Origin of the sequence: Imperialibacter sp. EC-SDR9 (assembly GCF_902498805.1) — a bacterium.
Taxonomy (GTDB): Bacteria; Bacteroidota; Bacteroidia; order Cytophagales; family Cyclobacteriaceae; genus Imperialibacter.
In genome coordinates this window covers 192,223-213,793 of sequence record NZ_LR701579.1, presented here as the reverse complement: position 1 = coordinate 213,793, position 21,571 = coordinate 192,223, and the positions used below count along the sequence as shown (strand labels likewise).

Below are 21,571 nucleotides of genomic sequence, written 5' to 3'. Positions count from 1 at the left end.
CAGGGTCAGAACGTAATTATCTGGCGTATGGCCTCTCCCTTTGCCAGCCTTTCAAAGCCTTCGTTCACCTCATCGAGGCCAAGCTTATGAGTCATGAGTTTGTCCACTGGCAGCCTGCCGGATTGATACAAAGCGATGTAGGCAGGAATATCTCTCGCTGGAATGCAGCTACCCAGGTAGGAGCCCTGTAGCGTTCTTTCTTCAGCTACCAGTTTCACAGGAGCAAATTCCATTTTCTTGCTCGGATGTGGCAGGCCCGCTGTCACCGTTTTTCCGCCTCGTGCCGTAGCATTGTAAGTAAACTCCAGCGCAGCAACCACTCCAGCAAACTCCAGCCCAATATCAACGCCACCGTTGGTCAGGTCTCTTGTTTTTTCAAGTGCGTTTGGCTCCGAGGTATCAATGGTTTCATGAGCCCCCAGCTCCAGCGCCTTGGCTAGTTTCTCTTTGTTGACGTCAGCGACAACCACCTTGCTCGCACCTCCTGCCAGTGCGCCCAGCAATGCGGCAAAGCCAACGCCCCCCATGCCAGTGATCAGCACAGACTCGCCCATCGATAGTCTGGCTGTGTTGATGACTGCGCCTACACCCGTCATGACGGCACAGCCAAATAGGGCGGCTATGTCGAACGGAAGGTCTTTCACTACTCTCACTACCGACTGCCTCGACACAACAGTGTATTCCGCAAAACCTGACACTCCCATATGGTGATGTACTTTTGCATTGTCCTTGTTGGTTAGCCTTGTGCCTCCACCCAGCAAAACACCACTGTTGTTGGCGGCCATGCCGTTTTCGCACAAAGCGGGCCTGGCGGTCATGCAAGGCATGCAGTGCCCACAAATGGGCACAAATGAAAATACAATATGGTCACCCACCATCAGGTCAGTGACTCCTGGCGCCACCTCTACCACTTCTCCGGCGGCTTCATGCCCCAGCACCATGGGCATTTGGCGGGGCCTGTTTCCGTCCATTACCGATAAATCAGAATGGCAAAGTCCGGCGGCATGTATCTTCACGAGAATTTCACCCGCTTCGGGGCCTGCCAGGTCTACCTCCTCTATGGTCAGAGGTTTGCTTTCATGATAGGGTCTGCTTGCGCCCATGTCATGTAATACTGCAGCTCTTATTTTCATGGTATGTTATCTGATTAGATTTAAGTTACCTGGCTGGCTCAAATGGCACACCAGTTTTCATTTATCAACTCCTCCCAAAAATTCCTGAATATTTTGCCCCACTTTATCAATCAGCAGTGTTCGAGCTTCCATGCTTGCCCAGATGGAATGCGGCGTCATCACCAGTTTTTCCTTTTCATTTACCAACAAAAGTGGGCTTTGAGGGTCCAGCGGCTCTCTGGCAAACACATCGATACCAGCCCCGGCAATAAGTCCCTGGTTGAGTCCCCTCACCAGGTCTGTTTCATTGACTATACCTCCCCTACCAGCATTAATCAACAAGCTGGAGCGTTTCATGAGACCAAGCCTTTCATAGTTGATGAGGTTGCTGGTGTGCTGGTTCAAAGGGGCATGTATACTTACAACATCGGCAGTCGTAAGAAACTCTTCCAGTTCCAGACGAGGGTAGGGTGCCTCATAACTTTGACCCGAGGCGGAATAGTAAACCACTTCGGCCCCAAAGGCTTCCGCAATTTTTGCCACCTGCAATCCAATGCTGCCGAGCCCTATAATACCAAACCTTTTTCCGCTTAATTCCCAAAACGGTTTTTCAAAGTGCGTGAAAATATCCGTCTTTGAATAGGCCCCCGACTTCACATAATTGTCGTAGTAGGGCACTTTGTTTATCAATTGGAGTAAGATGGCAAACGTCCCCTGAGCCACACTTTTTGAAGAATAGTCGACAGCGTTTTTTACAGGAATACCCAGTTCATTAGCAGCCACAATGTCTACATTGTTAGTTCCTGTGGCTGCGATACAGATCAGCTTCAGCCTTTTGGCTTCGTGAACGGTGCCTCTGTCGATGACTACCTTATTAGTGATAATTATATCTGCTTCCCGAACTCTCTCCAGCGTTTGATCCGAAGAGGTAGTTTCATAATAAATGGCCTCACCGAAACGCTCCAATGATTTTATATTGGGAACATCTCCAATCGTTTTGGTATCAAGAAAAACCAGCTTCATTGGCGTTTTTTTTTAAAACCTTATACAATTCTCACCCAGTCACCTAATTTTAGGCGTTGCATATCCTTATTAAAATACTTTGCGTGAAGTGGATCGGCGTAAGCCGTGGTCAACCCGGCAGTCGCACTAAATCAGCCACCAGCCCTGACTTTAATAACTATCTTTTTCACCGTATCGTACCCTTCTACTTTTACGCCAGGCCGATGGGCGTCTTTGTCAGGAAAAACGACGAAAAAGGTCTCAGGATTCTCCTCGTAATATTTGCCTTTGGTTTCATGAAACATGATCTCCCTTTCAGCATCATACGGTTCAGTCACCGTGGATCCTTCCACCGGGGCTATGCCAATTTTCTCTTTGCCGTCAAAAACATAGTGAATGTCGGCGTAAACCTTGTGTGACTCGTATCTCGTCTTGGCCAGCTCTTTGGTTGGGCCATCGCTGACAATCACAAAAACGTTTTCACCGTCAATGGGGTACCTGCCCGGCTCAATGCTGGCAAGGTCGTCTCGCTGCATGTAGGCAAAGGCCTTATCCCACCAATCAGTATGGGCACTGTACTGGCTCGCCAGCTCTTGTTTGTCAATGGACTTATGAGGAACCAGATTATCGTTGCTCAGCCATTTACGCTCTTTGAACCATTCCTTTGACTCCTTTTTTCCGAGGGCTTTGCCTGATTGCGCCTGCAGCTCAAAACACATGCTGAGCGCCGTTAATAGCGTCACTGCAGATAACAAACGGCGAGAAAAACTATGCATAGCATTACAACTTTAGAGTTAGCTTAATAAAACGTTACCTATAGTAGTGAGCAACATTACTTACTGTAGTCAAAAACAAATCATGTCAAACAATTTACATAGGGCAACCAAATGAACTGCCGCCCGACATGGAATAGGTTTGGGGTGCTGTTTGAACCAACAAAAAAGGGAGGGGTTATACAGCAATGATTGCCAATAGCTATGATTCGACCGGCATTCACTTATCAGACTGCTTATGATCAGCTGACACTGTATACCCCCCTGCTTTCACCTACCTACTTAATCGTTTAATGAGGAGCACGACCCAGTCCAAACTGGTCACCAATTTTTACCGCTTTGTTGTCAACGAATTGAATTTCGACCATTTTCTCACTAGCCACATAGTTGTTACCCTCGTCAGTAAGCAACGTCACAATTTTGCGGGTTTTTACATCGATCACTTCGCCGCTTGACGGATAGGCATACTTACCATCAAGACTGAAAGTCACCCACCCTGGCATGTCCTGCAAAGGAATAGTAGTGAGCTGCTTGTATGGAGGCTTGTTTTCGAAAATATGCATGCGCATGTTATGTCCGTCGCTCACCCAAATTTCCTTCTCGTCAGGTGTGAGACCTATACCGTGACTAGGGCAGGAATGTCTCCTGACTGGTCCTTTTTCCCAGCCTTCCACAGTCACCCTGGCTAACTTTTCCCCTGTTTTCAAGTCTCCAACTTCAAAACCCAGCAACTCGTTGACGTTAACAAACACAAGCGACTCATCACTATTGACTGTGAATGGGCGAATACCTCCACCAAATGGCCCCACCTTGCTCACAAGCGTATGGGTCTTAGTGTCAGCAATATTCAAAAAAGGCGTGCCAATATCTGCCAGATAGGCTTTGGTACCAGACATGCCAATGATGGTATTGTGGGCACGGGTGAAAACCTGTATTTTGCTCTTGATTTCACCTGACGCACAGTCAACTACATTCCAAAAGTCTTTTTCCAATGATGGCAGGTACATTGTTTTACCATCCGGTGAAATCGACATTCGGTCACATCCACCTTCGAAAGGTATCTCCCACAATACTTTCTCAGAAGTAATGTCTATCCTTTGCAGGGTCTCCAGCGTACTGACATAGATACTGTTGGTGGCCAGGCTTACCGCTACACCTTTTACATTAGAGGGGGTGCCATCTTTGTGATAACCCTTCATCGGTATTCTTTTCACGAAACGATGGTTATTGTCCATATCGAAGACAAGTATTCCATGACCGCCATACCCCAGATAGTCTCTTATCCCGGGAGTGGCCACATACAGGTATCGTTTCGATGTGGCCGCCAATTCATCACCTCCTGCCGACGGTTCTTCGCCTGGCAGCGATATCCACGCCGCCGAGACTATCAAAAGCATGCCAAGGATCGCAACCTTAAAAGCGTTAATGTTCTTTTTCATGATATGTAGTTTCTTATGTTTCTTACTATTTGCTTTAAAAATGAGCTTGTTCAATTATATCCAGTGTTCTGAGGGAAAATTTCCAGGTCATTCATCAACTGAATCTGAGCAAGCGGGATTGGAAAAACTGTCATGTAGTCTTTCATTCCAAGTGGTGCCATCACCTCCAGAGCCCGGCCGGTCCTAACCAGGTCGAACCATCGATGGCCTTCAAACGAAAGCTCAAATCTTCTTTCCAGGTAAATCCGATCACGTGTTTCAGCTTGTGACAAGCCGGTCAAGTCGTCGAGCCCACCTCTGTTTCTCACCTGATTAAGGTAACCAAGTGCCTCAACAGTTTTGCCATTTTCATTCAGTGCTTCTGCATAAAGCAGCAAAACATCGGCATAGCGAATCACCTTCCAATTGGCACGGCTGTCGCAGCTGGTAAGCAAGCGAACCATGTACTTTTTGGTAAATGTAGCCACGTCGTTGGAAGTGGGAATCAGGGGAATAAAGTTACCGTCGGCATCGGTATGCCCGTTGGCAGCAGTAACATCCTTTCTTACGTCACCTGGTTCAAAAATTTCGAATAAGTGGGGAGGCGCATTGTTGTTCCCGTTTTGACCTCCGGTAACGCCATAAAACTCGGCCAATTCAGGGTTCTTTGGAGTAAAGTTAGTGGTGAAGCAGTTTCCTTCACCGCCAAGACCCTCCTCATACTCGATATCGAAGATGTATTCGCTGTGATGTTCATCTTGCATGTAATCGAATAAGTCATTGTAGTTCTCAAGTAGTGCATAACCCATCGTCGTCACTTCTTTCAACTTGGCCTCCGCCTTCACGAATTCCTGACGAGTCATGTAAACTTTGCCGAGAATTGACTTGGCAGCTCCCATAGTGGCTCTGCCAACGTCCGACCCAGAATAGCTGCCTGGCAACTTCGTTTCAGCGTCCAGCAAGTCGGGAATGATGACTTCGTTGTATATCTTTTCGACACTTTCACGTCCCTTTGTATACGACTCCTCAATGGTGATAGGCTTGGTAATCATTTGTACATCACCAAAGATTCTTACCATATCAAAGTAAGCAAGGGCACGAATGAACCTGGCTTCACCTATGTACAAGTCTTTATTCTTAACAACAGCGGGGTCGGCCTGTTCAATTCTAGCGAGCAACATGTTGCAGCGGCTGATGGTTACGTAATAGTTCCGCCATGTGTCACGCAACACATTATCGTCATTGTTGATAGTGAAGTTATCCATGGCCGCAGCGGTATTCTTAACCAACTCATCCCATGAGTCGTCGCCTCTCATATCGCCAAACAACCACATGTCCTGATATTGGTCCTGCAATGAACCGTAAATGCCTATTACAGCATCATTGTAATCTTTATCTGTTTTAAATAAAGCATCTATACTTACTGTATCTACCGGTGCTATGTCAATAAAGTCCTTGTTACATGACATCATAAACAGCGATACGAATGTGACTATGCTAATTATGTTTTTCATTTCTATTTCATTTAGGGTGAGTTAATTAAAATCCTACGTTTAGTCCAAGCTTGATGCTTTTCGCCACGGGATAATCATACTGTTCGTTGCCTGGGTTCAGGGCGCTTCCACTCCTGCTCACGTCAGGGTTGAAACCAATATGCTTCGTAAATAAAAAAGGATTGATTGTGTTAATGTAAACTCTAAGTGAGCTTAGATTAAGGCGCTCAACGAAGGCCTCTGGCAGCAGGTAACCAAGCGTTATATTATTAATACGCAAATAGGTTCCTGTATCCAGCCACAGTTGACTGTATTGCCCACGAAAGTTACCTGTTGGGGTATCGTTAGGTCTAGGCGATCCATCGCCTGGCTCACTTTCTGATTTCCAGTAGTCGTTCATGATCGACAATTGTCTGAATCTGGATCTGTTGTTAGCCAACTGGTTTCTGGAAATCGCTAAGATCTCATTTCCCTTCGATCCCTGAATACCAATGGTCAGGGAAATATTCTTGTAAGAAAGGTTATTGGTCATTCCATAGTAGAAATCCGGATAAGGAGAACCCATAATGGTTTTATCAAGACTATTGATGACTCCATCAGGCACTCCCTCCGGGCCACTCACGTCCACAAACCTTACGTCACCCACTCTTGAGGCATCTCTGGCACCCGGATTAAAAATAGGCCCTGCATCCAGCTCGGCTTGGTTTTTGAATACACCATCAGACAACCAGCCATAAAACATTCCTATCGGCTGACCTATCATGGTAATGTTACCTCCGGAAATAATCGGATCACCCTCCGGGCCCAGCTTAACCACTTCGTTCTTATAAGTGGAGATGTTAAAATTGGTTGTCCATTTGAAATCACCTGTGGTATTTACAGTGCTTGCTACAAACTCCCATCCGCTGTTTTTCACCTCTCCAATATTCTTTAACGCAGTGCTGAAACCGGTAACATCGGGCACATTCACATTCAAAAGGAGGTCATAATTCCTGGAATTGAAATAGTCGATGTTGAAGCCAAGCCTGTTATCAACAAAACTTAGGTCGACGCCTACGTTTATTTGCTTTTGCGTTTCCCAGGTCAGAGAAGGATTGGCCAGCCTGCCCGGCGCATATCCACCAACAGCACCGCCGCCGAGGGTATACTTGTCGTAATTGATGGTAGCATAGTGCTCATAATTACCAATATTATTGTTACCTGTGCTGCCGTAGCTTGTTCTTAACTTCATTTCAGAAAGAGCAGGCATGGATTGCATGAAGCTTTCGTCAGAGATTCTCCAGGCTAAAGCCAGCGAAGGAAAAACGCCAAACTTGTTCTCAGAGCCAAAGCGAGACGAGCCATCTGTTCTCAATGAAGCTGTGAAGTAGTACTTTCCCAGGTAGTTGTAGTTGACCCTTCCCAGGTAGGATACCAAAGACCATTCGTAGTAGTTGGACGTACCACCGGTGATAATCCCACTCACGGCGCTCAAAGTTGGGACGAGGTTGTTTGGGTACCTGTTACTAGTCAGACTATTTGATTCAACTGTTTCTTTTTGGGTAGTAAAACCCGCTAATCCCGAAAAGTTATGGTCGCCAAAACTTTTGTTATAGTTAAGGGTGGTTTCAGTAAGCCAGTTTAAGCGAAGGGCAGAATAGTCGGAGCCTACAGCCGGATTGTTGAAAAATGCCGGAAGCTGCGGCTTAAAACTCATCCCTTTAATTGCCTGGAGGTTTGTGCCTGCTGCTACATTCACTTTCAGTTCATCAAGGATGGCGTACTCTACATTGATATTGCCTAGTAAGCCTATTCCTTTTTGCCTGTTGATTACTTCATTAGCTAACGCAACTGGATTTTGGGTTGTAACCACTGCGTCGAGTCCGCCACCAAAAGGAAAATAAGAACCATCAGGGTTGTACAATGAATAGTATTGTGGAATTACCAGGGAGTTGTACAAAATGTCAGTGTTGCTGTTAACACCGTCAAAGCTGGTTCCTCCTACGTTGGTTTTATCAACGTAAGACGGGTTAATACTTGTTTTGATGGACAACTTATCGGTCAACTTAGAATCGATATTGGAGCGCAATGAATACCTTTTGAAATTACTGTTCAAAATAATTCCATCCTGAGATAAGTATTCGCCACTGATGGCATACTTTACATTTTCGCTGCCTCCGTTTGAAGATAGCTGGTGCTGCTGCTGGGGCGCTGTTACCAGAATTTCATCGAATGGATCTTTGAAGTCGAGAGTGACACCGGGCTGAGTAGGCGTTCTGCCTTCCAGTACTTCAACAACAGTAACCGGAACAGCGATTTTCCAGGTTTCTACCGGACCGGATACGTCATTGCCCTCGTCAATATTTCTGTTTCTTATGCCGTCATAGTAGTGCTGCGCTTCCTCCTTTGCAGATTGAAATTCAGGCATTTTGGCTATTTTCTGAAAGCCAAAGTAGGCGTCGTATTTGAAGGTTGGCTTTCCTTCTTTTCCTCTTTTGGTGTTGATTATTATCACACCGTTGGAGCCTCTCGATCCATAAATGGCAGTAGCCGAGGCATCTTTCAATACGTCGATACTCTCGATGTCGTTAGGGTTGATGGTTTGTATGCTTTGCATGGGGAAACCATCTACCACGTACAGGGGATCACCTGCAGCGGAAATACTGCCTACGCCTCTTATCCTGATTTGCGGCGGCGCTCCAGGCTCACCAGAAACTGGCATTACCTGAACGCCAGCAGCCTTTCCCAGCAATGCCTGGTCTACCCTGGTGGCCCCCAAATCTTTTATCTCATCGCTTCCCACAGACGAAATCGAGCCTGTGACGTCCTTTCTCTCCATCTCTCCATAACCCACCACCACTATCTCACTCAGCTGAGCTATGTCCGAGGTCAGCATGATGTTAATTACAGAGCGCCCATTTACCGGCACTTCCTGGCTTGCATAGCCAATAAAAGAAAAAATCAGGGTGGTACTACCTTCAGGGCTCTTTAAAGAGTAATTGCCGTCAATGTCCGTTACCGTACCGATATTGGTTCCTTTTACAATAATATTAACACCCGGAAGTGCCTCACCTTCCTCGGAAGTTACCTTCCCCGTTATTATCACATCTTCTATAATTACTTCAAGAGAAGGTGAAGACTCCTTGTCTTTATTGGCATTAATTACTGTGATGTTTTTATTTATCTGTTTAAAACTCAGGCCAGTTTCTTTGGCAATATCCAACAACACGTCGCCAACAGTTCGTGGTATTTTGTATTTACCTGAAAACTTAATATTGGGATCAAGTTTGCCCCTGTCATATGCAAAATGGTAATCTGTTGCCGACTCGATAATTTGGAAAGTCTCAACTAAGGTATTTTTATTGAATTCAATATTCAATGGATAATCTCGCACACTCTTGGTTTCCTGAACGGATGCGAAACTGAACGTAAATGCAAAAAATTGAAGAAATAACCCGTATAGCAGTCGCCTGAACACACAGGAGGTTTGGTGTAGAAATCTTTTTAACATAACTTTGTAGTTTAAGTATGAAATAATTTATCTGGCAATATTTTTTATCTGATACATAAAAAATACTTGCGACTAAGTCGGCAGCTTTCTGGTTGCCGACTTTTTTTATCCACTATCTATCGATTCTGTTTTCATAGGCTTAGAAAAATATTTTGACTTTGTTTCCCTTTAGTTCATAAGTAATGTCTTGCGATGCCTGCAAAACATCCATGATATTCTTAAGATTATCTCTCTCAAATTTTGAAGTTAGTTTCCATTCCTGATCAGGTTTCCCCACAGTAGTTATTTCCACATCGAACCAATTCTCAAGTATCTTAATTACCTTGCGATGGTCGGCATCTCTAAAGTAAATGATGCCTCTTTTCCATGAGGTCATCTCCTCTACATTAAACGACTGTCTGCTAAGCTTACCCGACTGCACGTTTAGGTCGGCCATTTCACCAGGGCTTAAGAGTAAAGTCTCGTGTTCAGCCCCGTCATTACCCTTCCTTACTCTACCTACCATTAATTTCCCCGTCACCAGTGCCACATTGTATATATCAAGTTCCGGAAAAGACTGCACATTAAACGACGTGCCCAAAACCCTCATTTCTAAATTGGACGACCTGACAATAAACGGCCTGCTTTTATCAGGTGTCACTTCAAAAAAAGCTTCACCCACAAGGCTCACCACTCGCTCAGCATCACCAAACACCTCCGGGTAGGAGATACTGCTGCCAGAGTTGAGAATGACTTCCGTACCGTCCGACAGGTGAATAGTCAATTTTTGGCCCTTGTGTGTCTCCTTCTGCAATTGCGGCACAGTCTCTACCACCTCCGGTGGGTTGTCAAATGTTCCCTTGTTGTAAAAAAACATTCCAATAATCAGCAACGACACAGCCGCTGCTGCAAGAGATGCCCTTCTCAACCAACTGGATTTTTTATCCTTTGCCACGTAAACTTGTCTAAATGGACTTTCATCAGTAGCTGTAATACTGTCCGTTTTCTTCACGTACTCAACCAAATCTTCCATATTGATCAGGTCATGAATTTTCCTCAGCATGCCTTCTTCATCGGCGCTCTTCTGGGCATCCTTTTTCCGATTGAATTCCAAAATCTGGTTAGACAAGTGCTCATCCAATTTTCCAGACTCCAGGCTTTCAAGAATATACTTCACCTCTTCTATGCTACATTCTCCCTGGAAATACCTTTCCAACAGCTTTTTGTCCATTTTTGCTTTTGTTGCTTAGTGGTAATACAATGTGCTGGCTTGCTACCCTGAAAAGCGTTGTAAAAAAATTCAGTTCGACTGTGTATACGTGAAACCAACATGGGGTCGACCTGCCTAAAACTACTCAGGCTATGCCTTACAATGACCATCACACGACACAAGTGCATGTGGCTGTATGGTTGAGCAAACGCCGCCAAAAAAAGACCGACCTGCCAGGTTCTGAGCAAATTGCCTTTCATCAAAAAAAAGCAACCCAAACTATCGATTTCTAATTTTTATGACGATGTTGTTGCCCAGTATTGCATATTTTGTAATAGCACTCATCCTATGAAAGAATCATTAGCTACGATAATTGATCAACTTAAATTAGGTGACAAAAAGGCCCTTGACACTCTATTTTACCTATATAACAAGCGGATTTACCATTTCGGTTTGAGCTACTTTCATAACAAGGAAGAATCCGAAGAAATTGTACAGGAAGTATTTTTGAAGCTTTGGTTTAATAGAAAATCCATTAACAGAGACGGCGCTTTTGAGTCGTACATTTTTACCATTGCTAAAAACACGATCCTCAATAGCCTAAAGAAAAAAATTCATCATAAAGCTTATCAGGAATACCGGCTCCATGTAGCCGACATTACTAGTAACTCAACAGAGGATGATGTTATATACCATGACTTTGAAAAGCTTTATGAGATAGCCCTGCAGGTGCTCCCGAAAAAAAGGAAAGAGATTTTTATCCTTAGCCGAATGGAAGGCCTGAGCTATCAACAAATTGCCGAAAAGCTTGGGATTTCGGTGAAGACAGTGGAAACACAAATGCAGCTCGCACTCAAGCATTTCAGGGGGGTACTGAAATCCAACACTGACCTCATAGTTTCTGCATCACTTTTTTTCCTGGCTGCCAGCTAAACTACCCACCACAAACCTTCAGTTTTACACCTCATTTAGCGCTCACCTGGCCAGTCTAACCTGGTCTTCACTTTCGCACCTCAACTGCCAGTTCATTCACCCATCTTCCTCGAAAAATAAACTTCACTTAATTCAGGGTAAGGCTTGATCACATTGTACTACTTCACAGGGAAAGACAACTACCCTAATTTCACACATAAAATATCCTGCTGCTGGCAACTGTTGGCTCAGGTTAAATTACACTACTTATGAACCTCATCATTCTTTTATCAATATCTGCCATTGTGCTACTTGTAGCCTATTTTACCTACGGGAAGTTCGTGTTCAAAAAATTAAACATAAGCAACAAAAACACCACGCCGGCACACTCTTTTGAAGATGGGATCGACTACATCCCAAGCAAAACACCAGTGGTCCTTGGGCACCACTTCGCCTCAATTGCGGGTGCCGGACCAATAGTCGGGCCGATCATCGCTGTCACCTTCGGCTGGATTCCAGCAGTGATCTGGATATTGCTCGGAGGCATTTTCTTTGGTGCTGTACACGACCTCACCAGCATGATTGCTTCTATGAGGCACGGCGGCAAGTCTATCGGGGTGATTATCCAAAAATATATCGGGCAAGGAGGAAAGCGCCTTTTCCTGATTTTCAGCTTCGCCACGCTTATTCTAATCACTGCGGTTTTTGTTGATATCATAGCCAAAACCTTTATCAATAACCCAGGAGTAGCCTCTGCATCCATCCTGTTCATGCTGCTGGCTGTAGTTTTTGGGATTGTTAACAAAGCGACCGCAAACGTCAAACATGCCTTTTTGATCAACACCGTTATTGGCGTGCTTGCTATGTACTATTTTGTTTATCTGGGCATGCAAATACCCTTCTTACTGGATTACAAACTGTGGGTTGTGTTACTGTTGGCTTACGCTTTCGTGGCCTCTGTCACACCGGTCTCATTTCTCCTGCAACCGAGAGACTATCTCAACAGCTTTCTTTTATATGGCCTCATGATTGCCGCCGTGGTGGGTGTCTTTATTGCGAATCCCGAGATTAAAATGGACAACAACGTCCAAATCAATTCTGAAAACCTTGGCTACCTCTTCCCAGTGTTGTTTGTTACCGTGGCGTGCGGTGCCATCAGCGGTTTTCACTCGCTGGTGGCCAGCGGCACCACTTCCAAACAAATCAACAAAGAAAACGACACCAAGGTGGTGGGATATGGTGGCATGTTGATTGAGTCATTTTTAGCTATCATCTCAGTTGGAACGGTCATCATTATTAGTCGGGGAGAATACGCTAGTCGATTGGTCATCGAAGGGCCAGTGACCTTGTTTTCCGACGGACTGGGTAACATCATTTCATCTTCGGGAATCTCCGCACAGTTAGCCATTTCATTCGTGGCATTAACAGTATCTGCTTTTGCGCTCACCACGCTCGATACCTGCACCCGGCTGGCTCGCTTTACAGTTCAGGAGTACTTCGAAGATGTCGACAACAAAGTGGGGAAGGCATTTACCAAAAATCGCTACCTGGCCACTTCAGTGGTCGTCGTATGCTCAGTGCTGCTGCTTACCTCAGGCGAGTTCACTACGCTGTGGCCAATTTTCGGATCGGCCAATCAATTGCTGGCGGCATTGGCACTTCTGGCGGTCGCCGTGTGGCTCATCAAAAATAAAATCAATCCCAATTTTGTGCTCGTTCCTATGTTTTTCATGTTTTCGGTCACGCTCAGCTCACTCCTCCTCTTCGCTGTCAAAAACTTCACCGACGGCATTTATGTTTTGTCGATCATTGCTGGCATTCTCTTCATCCTTTCAATAGTACTGATCTGGCTGGCCACCCGAAGTCTGAAAAAAGAAATGAATGAACAGGGGCAAACTTTAACAAACGCCTAAGCAAGCATTATACACCAATTAAAAAGAAAAAAGAGAGATGAAAATTCACAAAGTGGCCGTGATAGCGGGAGATGGAATAGGGCCTGAGGTTTTGGCTGAAGGGATCAAAGTGTTGAAGAAAGTTGAGGCGCTTGACGGCAAAATGAAGTTCGGCTTTACGCATTTTCCCTGGGGTTGTGAGTACTATGCCAACCACGGAAAAATGATGGCCGATGATGGCATGGAGCAGCTTAGGAATTTTGAAGCTATCTATTTGGGTGCTGTTGGGTTCCCGGGAGTGCCGGATCATGTTTCCCTCAGGGAACTGCTGTTGAAAATCAGAAAGGGATTCGATCAGTACGTCAACATTCGTCCCGTCCAACTCTTGGAAGGTGCTCCATGCCCTTTGAAAGATGTGAAAAGAGAAGATGTCGACATGATCGTGATCCGAGAAAATAGCGAAGGTGAGTATGCCGGAGCAGGCGACTGGCTGTTCAAAGGAAAGCCCGAAGAGGTGGTGCTTCAAACCGGCGTCTTTTCCAGAAAGGGGACAGAAAGAATCATCAGGTACGCCTACGAGCTGGCCCGAAAAGAGAAAAAGACCTTAACCAGCATAAGCAAGGCCAACGCCCTGAACTATTCCATGGTCTTCTGGGATCAGGTATTTGAAGAGGTGGGCAAGGAGTATCCGGAAGTAAAAACCGCTTCCTACCTGGTAGACGCCGCTGCCATGTTCTTTGTGAAGCAGCCGCAACGGTTCCAGATAGTGGTAACCTCCAATCTCTTTGGAGACATCATCACCGACCTGGGAGCGGCCATTGCCGGCGGTATGGGGCTTGCTGCGGGTGCAAATGTTAACCCGGAAAGGCTACACCCTTCAATGTTTGAACCAATTCACGGATCGGCGCCCGACATTGCAGGCAAGGGAATAGCTAACCCCCTCGCCGCTATTTGGTCCGCCAGCCAAATGCTTGATTTTTTTGGGTATAATGATTGGGGAAGGGCTGTGTTGAAATCCATTGAAAAAGTGATGGTGGAAAAGAAAACACTAACGCCAGATTTGGGAGGCACCTCTACTACATCAGAAGTGGGAAATGCCGTGATAGCGGCGCTTGCGGGAATTTGAAAGCCCCAATGTTAATGATTAAACCAATCAGCCAGCTCGCAGAGTTTCAGTTCATTTCTTTCTCTTATTTCTCATATCATCGGATTGCTAAAAATTAACGGAGCTCCCACGTCCGTCCCCTCCAATCACTCACTTTAGCCTTCAAAAAGGCAGTATTGGATATTTTCCCTTTCAGCTTTCAAATGATTTTAGCATGTTTAACCTGTCGTTAGTTTCAAATGCTCATTTTTTGAGCCCATCTGGTTGAAGCTTTCGAAGCACTTTATTATTTCAATAATTACTTTTCAAAAAAACCAATCCTATGAGAAGATTTACTAAAATCATGTTTTTGCCGTTTGTTGTTTTGACACTTTTGGCTGCCTGCGGTGGCAAAGATGACGAGGGCGTATCGTCTCCGCTTATTGGCACATGGAAATACAGCTCAGTAGACGTAATAGAACTGTCAATCAATGGACAAGACGTGGTTGCGTACCTTATAGCGGAATTCGAGTTGAGCGAAGCAGAGGCACAGGAAATTGCCGACGGGTTTTCTATTAACGCCGAGGAAGAGTCCGATATAACCAATGTTACCATTGAATTTAAGGCCGACAATACCTATGTCAGCAGTCAGCCAGGCGAAGATTCGGAAACAGGCACCTGGTCATTGAGCAGTGATGGCAAAATGCTGACGGTTGACGACCAGACTTTTGAAGTTCAAACGTTAACATCAAGCAAGCTCGTAGGCCGTATTAGCCAGCAGGAATCAACTGAGGTTGGAACTATGAAAATAGTGATTGAATTTAGTTTCACTAAGTCCTGATAGAATATCCTCAGACCATTGCATGCTGCGGTGGTCTGAGGATATAATCTCATCTGAGAGTCTCAAATATTATTTCAAGCTAGCTCGCTTACTGTTTCGCAACTCGCACTACTGAAAGCTTCGCCGTTGGCTTGCTTCCGCCATAGGTAGCGACATACATGTTTCCCGGCACCATCGAAGAGTCACTTTGAAAATAGGTTGTGCTCATGATGTGCTTTTCAACCCCATTCACATAGAAGTGATAAAAAGCTCCTAGCTTTAAGAGGGAAAGTCTAATGGGTGTCTCTAACTTCATCTTATCTGTGTAAAGCGAATAATTATCCCAAATTTCTTTGCCTTTATTACTGATCGAATACTCTCCACTTTGGTGATACAACTCAACGGTGATAGCATCCCATTGAAACCCGTAGATAGAGTTGAGTGAGTCGTATGTTAGTGTAAGCAGGTAATCGGTTGATTCGTCAATTGCCAACGCACCGACTATTCCAAAATGTCTGGTTTGAAAACTTTCATATTGCAATGAGTCCTCCTTTAGAAGTAAAGTATCTCCTATGACCAATTTAGTGAGGTCTTGAGTCCGATACCAGTCTGGCACCTGCACGGCTGGATCGAATAGCTCATCGATATAATAGGAGCGCCACGAGTCGCTGAAGATATCATCTACGCACGCATCTTCTCCACCCTCTTTCATTATACTGGCACATTCACCTAAAAGTAACCTTTCATTTTTGTGTTGCCGCCCTAAAACACAATGACCTAATTCATGAAAAACAAGCATTTCTCTTTGCCTGTCATTCATTTGCTTCCAAATGAGGGGGTCAAGTTTGATGTGGTTAGCGAAAAAAGTGGATTTCGAACTCCCTGCTTTATTGTCTGGCAGATTGGTAAATTCAATGGTCAAACCCCGACGAGCGTTCGAAAAATCATGGCCCCGCAGTTCAGCCTCATGAATAAACGAGTCAACGTAGCCACTAACATCGTCGGGAAAATTCCTGCCGCATCCCGTTAAAGCAAACATCCCAACCAAGCCCAACACTTTAAGAAAGCTGGATTCAGTTGGGATGCTATTTCTTTTCATTAGCTTATTTCGAGGCAGCCTCTATCCAGCCCTTCACCTCGTCGATGGTTGGATTAGTAACGTCGTTCAGCTTCAGTTTCTTGCGCATGCCGCACACATCGTTGAAAAGCTTGCTGTCTTTGCTGTCGGCAATGGCCTCTTTGGTAGACATATTGAGTTTTTGAAGTATCGGCACCAGCTCTGTCCTCACTCCCAGCTTCTCGTAATCCTTCTCCATTAGCTCGGCTACTTTCTTTTCTGGCCTCATTTGAGGGAAGAAAAGCACCTCCTGAATGGATGGCGAATTGGTCATGATCATACTCAGCCTGTCGATACCTACTCCAAGGCCTGCTGTCGGCGGCATACCATACTCCAACGCCCTAAGGAAGTCCTCGTCGAGCATCATGGCTTCATCGTCGCCTCTTTTACCCAGCTCTAGCTGCTCTTCAAAGCGCTTGCGCTGATCTATGGGGTCGTTCAGTTCAGAGAAGGCATTGCAAATCTCTTTGCCATTACAGATCGCTTCAAACCGCTCCACCAGCCCGTCTTTGCTTCGGTGCTTCTTCGCTAACGGCGACATCTCCACAGGATAATCCGTGATGAATGTTGGCTGGATCAGCTTAGCCTCGCAGTGCTCGCCGAAGATCTCATCGATCAGTTTGCCTTTACCCATCGAGTCATCAATAGGCACTTCCAATTTCTTTGCTGTAGCCCTTAGCTCCGCCTCATCCATGCTACTGATGTCAATACCAGTAAAATGCTCAATGGCCTCAAACATGGTGAAGCGCTTCCACGGACGCTGGAAGTCGATAACGTTCTCCCCCACCTGCACCTGGGTGGTTCCATGGAGGTCAAGAGCGATTTTCTCAATCATCTCCTCCACAGTATCCATCATCCAGTTGTAATCTTTATAGGCCACATACAGCTCCACCTGGGTAAACTCAGGGTTGTGAAAACGAGACATGCCCTCATTCCTGAAATCCTTTGAAAACTCATACACGCCATCAAATCCACCCACAATCAGCCTTTTCAGGTACAACTCATTGGCAATGCGCAGGTAGAGCGTCATGTCCAGCGTGTTGTGGTGCGTTTTGAACGGACGAGCAGCAGCGCCGCCATACAACGGCTGAAGGATGGGTGTTTCCACCTCCAGATAGCTTTTATTGTTCAGGTATTCCCTGATAGAGTTGACCAGCTTGGTGCGTTTGATGAACGTATCCTTTACATGAGGATTCACCACCAGATCGACATAGCGCTGGCGATAGCGCTGCTCCGGGTCAGTGAAGGCGTCGTGAAGCACTTTGTTGCCATGTTCGTCCTCAGTTTCCTTCACAATCGGTAAAGGCTTCAGTGCTTTCGTCAGCAGCTTGAACTCAGTCACATGTACGGATATTTCACCGGTTTGCGTCGTAAACACAAAGCCTTTAATGCCTACGATATCACCAATACCTATTTTCTTTTTGAAAACGTCGTTGTAAAGCGTCTTGTCCTCCCCGGGGCAAATATCATCTCTTCGGATATAAATCTGAATCCTGCCAGATGCATCCTGGAGTTCCGCAAATGAGGCCGAGCCCATAATACGGCGGCTCATGATGCGGCCTGCCATCGATATGTTTTTGTAATCGGTCTTGCGCTTTTCGTAGAATTCATGGATTTCCTCTGCGGCCACGCTGACCTCGAAGGTTTCGGAAGGGTAGGGATTAATACCGGCAGCTATGAGCTCTTCTCTCTCTTTCCGGCGCAAAATTTCCTGCTCGCTTAAATGCATCGACGTTCGTAAGGTTTAATCAGTATCAGCTAGTTAGCTGATTTTCAAATGAGGGGCAAAGTTAACTGAAAGTCGAAAAAAATACTGGATTGGCTCAGTAATAGTTGGAAAGTAGTTGACTAAGCCAAATAAGACCTTCAAATATGTTCGCTGGTAAAAATATTGGTTAGCATCTGGCGTTTACAATGGATCAATCCTGCCAGATATGAAAGTTTCAGTGATTCTCTGTTTTTTTGCTGCTTGCTTCGTTTTTTTGCTACCCTCAAAAACTTGGGGTTGGCTTCGGCACAAATGGCATAAATGTAAAAACAGCCCCATTCAATAAGTTAAGGTTCATCGGTAGAGTGAGCCCCATTTTCTCTGATGATTTTACCGTAGTTAATTGTAGCGTGGAAATAGGCCGCAATTTCATTATGGAGGAGCATGCTTCCATGTATGCAGGGCTCGGCGCAGGAACTCCATTTAGCGAGGCTTCGAAAATAGTAGATGAGGACAAGTGGTTTCTCACCATCCCAATTGGGCTTGAAATTTTCCCTTTCAACGCCAGAAAAATAAGTTTTGCGGCAGAGTCGGGTCCACAATTCGACTACGAAAACCTCAATAGATACCCTGGGAAACCAAGCTGGACGATATCTCCTAAAGGGCTGATCGAGTTCTCCTACTACTTCTAGCGCAAACAGCTAAAGTCAACCCAGCGAGGGTCTGAAACCGAATCAAAAAAAGGGTTAAGAATTATTATCCTTTACCTCAACCTCAGTTTTCTTACCATCATCCACCTCAATGGATGTTAGATTACTTCCTGAAAATAAATAATCAGGATGTTCAAATTCATTAGTGGAAGTATGCTGTGCTTGTTCTTTGTGCAAGCCGCCGCTCAGCCAGAAAAACTGACGAAGATTTTAAAAGAAGACAATGTTTCGGAGTTTGTCCGCCACTACAGCGAACCAACTGCTGACACAACCCTCCTTCACAAAAGTGTGAGAGCCGCTGCGTACAAAATCTCCGAGTTCCTTATTCAAAAGGAACCTGACATCAACAGCTTTGATGAAAATGGTCAAACACCGCTTCACATTGCTATTGAGGTTGAAAACGCAAAGCTGGTTAAACTCCTGATCAACAGTGGCGTTAACCCCAACCTGAAAACAAAAGGCGGCCTTGAGGGAACCCCACTCATGTTTGCCTCCTCTATCAAAGATCCAGCCATCAGCAAACTGCTGCTCGCCGCCGGTGCCGAAGTAAACATTGTCGACATCAACGGAGACCCTGCGCTCAACTGGGCTGCCTACTATGGCCACACGGATCAAATGAAACTCCTGATCAAGGCCGGAGCCGATTTGTCGCTAAGGAGCAAACATGGCAACGTGGTGGACGTGGTGCTGAGGCTATGGCAGGCCGACTCAGTGGCTGAGCTACTCAGGCAAACCTCCCTGGCCACAAAAATCCCCAACCAGGCGGCAAAGCTTGTGAATGCAGCCAACACCAATGACCTGGAAGTGGCCAGGAAAATCTTAAAAAGCGGTGGCGATGCCAATGCGATGGACGGACTCGGCATTCCTGCGCTCCAGCTCGCCGCACAAAAGGGCTATTTGGAAATGACGCAGCTACTATTGGACAATGGAGCCGACCCAAATAAGCTAAATCGTGTAGGACAGCCTCCTCTCGCTCTGGCCGCACGGTTTGGGCACAAAGACGTGGCGAAGCTGCTGCTCGACAACGGAGCGAATCCAAATGCAACCGACCAGCACTACAGGCTCACCTCCCTCATAGGTGCAGCAGTAAATGGCGATGCATCATTAGGCCAAATGCTTATTGACGCCGGAGCCAATATCGATCACACCGACTCGGTTAACCATTGTGCAGCACTGCACTGGTCGCTGTTCTATAGCCACAACGAGTTTGCTACTATGATGATCAACTCCGGAGCAGACTACGAAATGAAAGTGCTGGATAATAGATACACAGCCTACACCCTGGCAAAGTTTTACGGCAATCAAGAAATCATGGACTTGATCCAGGCGAAAAGAAACCAACTCAATCCACTGCTGGGGTCCTGGATGTTCAAAGAGATTCACTACATCTACAAAGACACTACGTATTCCGTGCCCGAAGCCTACCCAGGCACCTTTGTGGTAGCCCCGAACCGCTATGCCATTATGTACAACCCCTCCGACGAGCCAAGGAAACCATTCCAGTCGCTGGCCAAGCCGACCGACGCCGAAATAAAGGCGGCCTTTCAAAGCATTGTTTTCAATTCGGGCAGCTACGAACTATCGTCGGCAATGATGGTCACAACATCAGACATCGCCAGAGTGCCCGGGTTTGAAGGTGGAAAGCAGTACTATGAGTATAAATTCGAGGACGATGCTCTGCACCTGAAAATGGTTGACGAGACCTATCCCGATGGCACCAAACCGGCCTGGTACCAAAAGCTTGAAGTTCTTTTTATATTGACGAAAGAATGATGCAGTATGACGGCCTTAAGGTTTCTTCTCCTGGGATATGCATTCCTGACCATTTTCATCTCTGGCGGGCTCTTTTTTAAGAAGTCTGGGCAAGCCTATTTAACGCTTTCCGTTTTTATACTGCTATTTGGGCTGGAAATGCTCGACTTCCTGTATTCAACAAGCGAGGTGGTTAAAGTATTTCCTCAATTCTATGGCAGGTACTATTTTGTCGCCGGTTTTTTCTACGGACCTGTACTCTGCCTGCATTTCACAGCCCTGCTTCAGGAACGACGTTTCAGGGCAGTTGATTTATTCCATTTTGTGCCTGCCCTTATTGTCATAATTAGCTTCAGCAACATGCTGATGCTTCCCGGCAAAGCCAGAATAGACTATGTTTCGAATCATTTTTACGATCAGATCATGCCCCTCAACTACGCCAGGGCCACTCACATTCTGCTCTATGGGATAGCATTTATCTTTCTGATAGCGAAAAACTACCGAGGCGTTGATGCGATAAAAAGGCTGTACGCCTTGTCAATTTGCTCTATTTACTTCATCACTGCAGTACTCATGTCGTGGCTGACAGAATATGCAGACAATTGGAGGCAGTTTATTCTGTACTACATTTCCACCTCCAGCATTGTATTTATAGTTGGTTATGTGCTTTACAAAGAGCCCAACTTTTTAAAACAAATTACAGGCAAGTACTTAAGCTCCAGGCTGTCCAGAAAGGAAATGGAACTCATAAGAGACAAGATTATTTTCACCTTCAGAGAAGACAGTCTATTCTTAAATAGTAACCTTACTTTACCTCTCCTTGGAGAGGCAATCGACGAAAAACCGCATAGAATATCTCAAACAATGTCGGAGCTCGTTCAGGAGAGCTTTAACGACTTCACCAATCGCTTTAGAATCGATTATGCGAAGGAGATGCTACGAAAAAAAGAATTTCAACACTACAAAATTGAAGCAGTTGCGTTAGAATCGGGCTTCAACAACAAGGTCACCTTTCTAAAAGCCTTCTCCAAGTTTACCTCGCAGAAGCCCTCCGCATACCGAAGCAACCGGATGCAGGCAAACGCCTGACGGCTCTTAT

Annotated in this window: 16 protein-coding genes; 7 read left to right on the top strand and 9 right to left on the bottom strand. The window is 45.6% G+C overall.

Annotation, left to right across the window (positions count from 1 at the left end):
* Positions 1–5: 5 nt before the first annotated feature.
* From GC130_RS09265 to GC130_RS09235, 7 genes are all read right to left on the bottom strand, one after another.
* A complete protein-coding gene (locus GC130_RS09265) occupies positions 6–1,133 on the bottom strand; it encodes a zinc-dependent alcohol dehydrogenase family protein (protein WP_151998003.1) in 1,128 nt (375 codons plus the stop codon).
* Between the two features lie 57 nt (positions 1,134–1,190).
* Complete coding sequence (locus tag GC130_RS09260) at positions 1,191–2,135, bottom strand: D-2-hydroxyacid dehydrogenase (RefSeq protein ID WP_151998002.1); 945 nt, start codon at positions 2,133–2,135, stop codon at positions 1,191–1,193.
* A gap of 131 nt (positions 2,136–2,266) precedes the next feature.
* Positions 2,267–2,890, bottom strand: coding sequence for a YhcH/YjgK/YiaL family protein (locus tag GC130_RS09255; RefSeq protein WP_151998001.1), 624 nt, complete (start codon positions 2,888–2,890; stop codon positions 2,267–2,269).
* A gap of 287 nt (positions 2,891–3,177) precedes the next feature.
* Positions 3,178–4,326: a YncE family protein gene (locus GC130_RS09250; RefSeq protein ID WP_151998000.1), complete on the bottom strand. Its 1,149-nt coding sequence runs from the start codon at positions 4,324–4,326 to the stop codon at positions 3,178–3,180.
* Positions 4,327–4,376: 50 nt separating this feature from the next.
* Positions 4,377–5,819: a RagB/SusD family nutrient uptake outer membrane protein gene (locus GC130_RS09245; RefSeq protein ID WP_151997999.1), complete on the bottom strand. Its 1,443-nt coding sequence runs from the start codon at positions 5,817–5,819 to the stop codon at positions 4,377–4,379.
* A 25-nt stretch (positions 5,820–5,844) separates the two neighbouring features.
* Positions 5,845–9,288, bottom strand: coding sequence for a TonB-dependent receptor (locus tag GC130_RS09240; RefSeq protein ID WP_151997998.1), 3,444 nt, complete (start codon positions 9,286–9,288; stop codon positions 5,845–5,847).
* Positions 9,289–9,427: 139 nt separating this feature from the next.
* Positions 9,428–10,498, bottom strand: coding sequence for a FecR family protein (locus tag GC130_RS09235; RefSeq protein ID WP_151997997.1), 1,071 nt, complete (start codon positions 10,496–10,498; stop codon positions 9,428–9,430).
* Between the two features lie 327 nt (positions 10,499–10,825).
* Here GC130_RS09235 and GC130_RS09230 point away from each other — a divergent pair, with 327 nt between their 5' ends.
* The 4 genes from GC130_RS09230 (at position 10,826) to GC130_RS09215 (ending at position 15,206) form a co-directional block, all read left to right on the top strand.
* Complete coding sequence (locus tag GC130_RS09230) at positions 10,826–11,410, top strand: RNA polymerase sigma-70 factor (RefSeq protein WP_151997996.1); 585 nt, start codon at positions 10,826–10,828, stop codon at positions 11,408–11,410.
* Between the two features lie 248 nt (positions 11,411–11,658).
* Positions 11,659–13,302: a carbon starvation protein A gene (locus GC130_RS09225; RefSeq protein WP_151997995.1), complete on the top strand. Its 1,644-nt coding sequence runs from the start codon at positions 11,659–11,661 to the stop codon at positions 13,300–13,302.
* 37 nt (positions 13,303–13,339) lie between these two features.
* Positions 13,340–14,407, top strand: coding sequence for a tartrate dehydrogenase (locus GC130_RS09220; protein WP_151997994.1), 1,068 nt, complete (start codon positions 13,340–13,342; stop codon positions 14,405–14,407).
* A 301-nt stretch (positions 14,408–14,708) separates the two neighbouring features.
* Positions 14,709–15,206: a lipocalin family protein gene (locus GC130_RS09215; protein ID WP_151997993.1), complete on the top strand. Its 498-nt coding sequence runs from the start codon at positions 14,709–14,711 to the stop codon at positions 15,204–15,206.
* Positions 15,207–15,294: 88 nt separating this feature from the next.
* On the opposite strand, the gene GC130_RS09210 is transcribed toward GC130_RS09215, so the two are convergent.
* Together GC130_RS09210 and lysS are read right to left on the bottom strand one after the other, a co-directional pair.
* Positions 15,295–16,284 carry a hypothetical protein gene (locus GC130_RS09210; RefSeq protein ID WP_151997992.1) on the bottom strand — a complete coding sequence of 330 codons (990 nt, stop codon included), beginning with the start codon at positions 16,282–16,284 and terminating at the stop codon, positions 15,295–15,297.
* A gap of 4 nt (positions 16,285–16,288) precedes the next feature.
* Positions 16,289–18,031 (bottom strand): lysine--tRNA ligase, encoded by a 1,743-nt coding sequence (lysS, locus tag GC130_RS09205; RefSeq protein WP_151997991.1) that lies wholly within the window; start codon positions 18,029–18,031, stop codon positions 16,289–16,291.
* Positions 18,032–18,375: 344 nt separating this feature from the next.
* Between lysS and GC130_RS09200 the strand changes: the two genes are divergently transcribed.
* The 3 genes from GC130_RS09200 to GC130_RS09190 all read left to right on the top strand — a co-directional run bounded on the left by GC130_RS09200 (position 18,376) and on the right by GC130_RS09190 (position 21,561).
* A complete protein-coding gene (locus GC130_RS09200) occupies positions 18,376–18,702 on the top strand; it encodes a hypothetical protein (RefSeq protein WP_151997990.1) in 327 nt (108 codons plus the stop codon).
* A gap of 147 nt (positions 18,703–18,849) precedes the next feature.
* Entirely contained in the window at positions 18,850–20,493 is a 1,644-nt protein-coding gene (locus tag GC130_RS09195) for an ankyrin repeat domain-containing protein (RefSeq protein WP_151997989.1), read from the top strand.
* Positions 20,494–20,499: 6 nt separating this feature from the next.
* Positions 20,500–21,561, top strand: coding sequence for an AraC family transcriptional regulator (locus tag GC130_RS09190; protein WP_151997988.1), 1,062 nt, complete (start codon positions 20,500–20,502; stop codon positions 21,559–21,561).
* Positions 21,562–21,571 lie beyond the last annotated feature (10 nt).

Coding starts and splice junctions, on each gene's coding strand:
- GC130_RS09225 (WP_151997995.1), top strand. CDS start 11,659: ATGAACCTCATCATTCTTTTATCAATATCTGCCATTGTGCTACTTGTA.
- GC130_RS09260 (WP_151998002.1), bottom strand. CDS start 2,135: ATGAAGCTGGTTTTTCTTGATACCAAAACGATTGGAGATGTTCCCAAT.
- GC130_RS09220 (WP_151997994.1), top strand. CDS start 13,340: ATGAAAATTCACAAAGTGGCCGTGATAGCGGGAGATGGAATAGGGCCT.
- GC130_RS09190 (WP_151997988.1), top strand. CDS start 20,500: ATGACGGCCTTAAGGTTTCTTCTCCTGGGATATGCATTCCTGACCATT.
- GC130_RS09255 (WP_151998001.1), bottom strand. CDS start 2,890: ATGCATAGTTTTTCTCGCCGTTTGTTATCTGCAGTGACGCTATTAACG.
- GC130_RS09245 (WP_151997999.1), bottom strand. CDS start 5,819: ATGAAAAACATAATTAGCATAGTCACATTCGTATCGCTGTTTATGATG.
- GC130_RS09210 (WP_151997992.1), bottom strand. CDS start 16,284: ATGAAAAGAAATAGCATCCCAACTGAATCCAGCTTTCTTAAAGTGTTG.
- GC130_RS09265 (WP_151998003.1), bottom strand. CDS start 1,133: ATGAAAATAAGAGCTGCAGTATTACATGACATGGGCGCAAGCAGACCC.
- GC130_RS09215 (WP_151997993.1), top strand. CDS start 14,709: ATGAGAAGATTTACTAAAATCATGTTTTTGCCGTTTGTTGTTTTGACA.
- GC130_RS09235 (WP_151997997.1), bottom strand. CDS start 10,498: ATGGACAAAAAGCTGTTGGAAAGGTATTTCCAGGGAGAATGTAGCATA.
- GC130_RS09240 (WP_151997998.1), bottom strand. CDS start 9,288: ATGTTAAAAAGATTTCTACACCAAACCTCCTGTGTGTTCAGGCGACTG.
- GC130_RS09250 (WP_151998000.1), bottom strand. CDS start 4,326: ATGAAAAAGAACATTAACGCTTTTAAGGTTGCGATCCTTGGCATGCTT.
- lysS (WP_151997991.1), bottom strand. CDS start 18,031: ATGCATTTAAGCGAGCAGGAAATTTTGCGCCGGAAAGAGAGAGAAGAG.
- GC130_RS09195 (WP_151997989.1), top strand. CDS start 18,850: ATGTTCAAATTCATTAGTGGAAGTATGCTGTGCTTGTTCTTTGTGCAA.
- GC130_RS09230 (WP_151997996.1), top strand. CDS start 10,826: ATGAAAGAATCATTAGCTACGATAATTGATCAACTTAAATTAGGTGAC.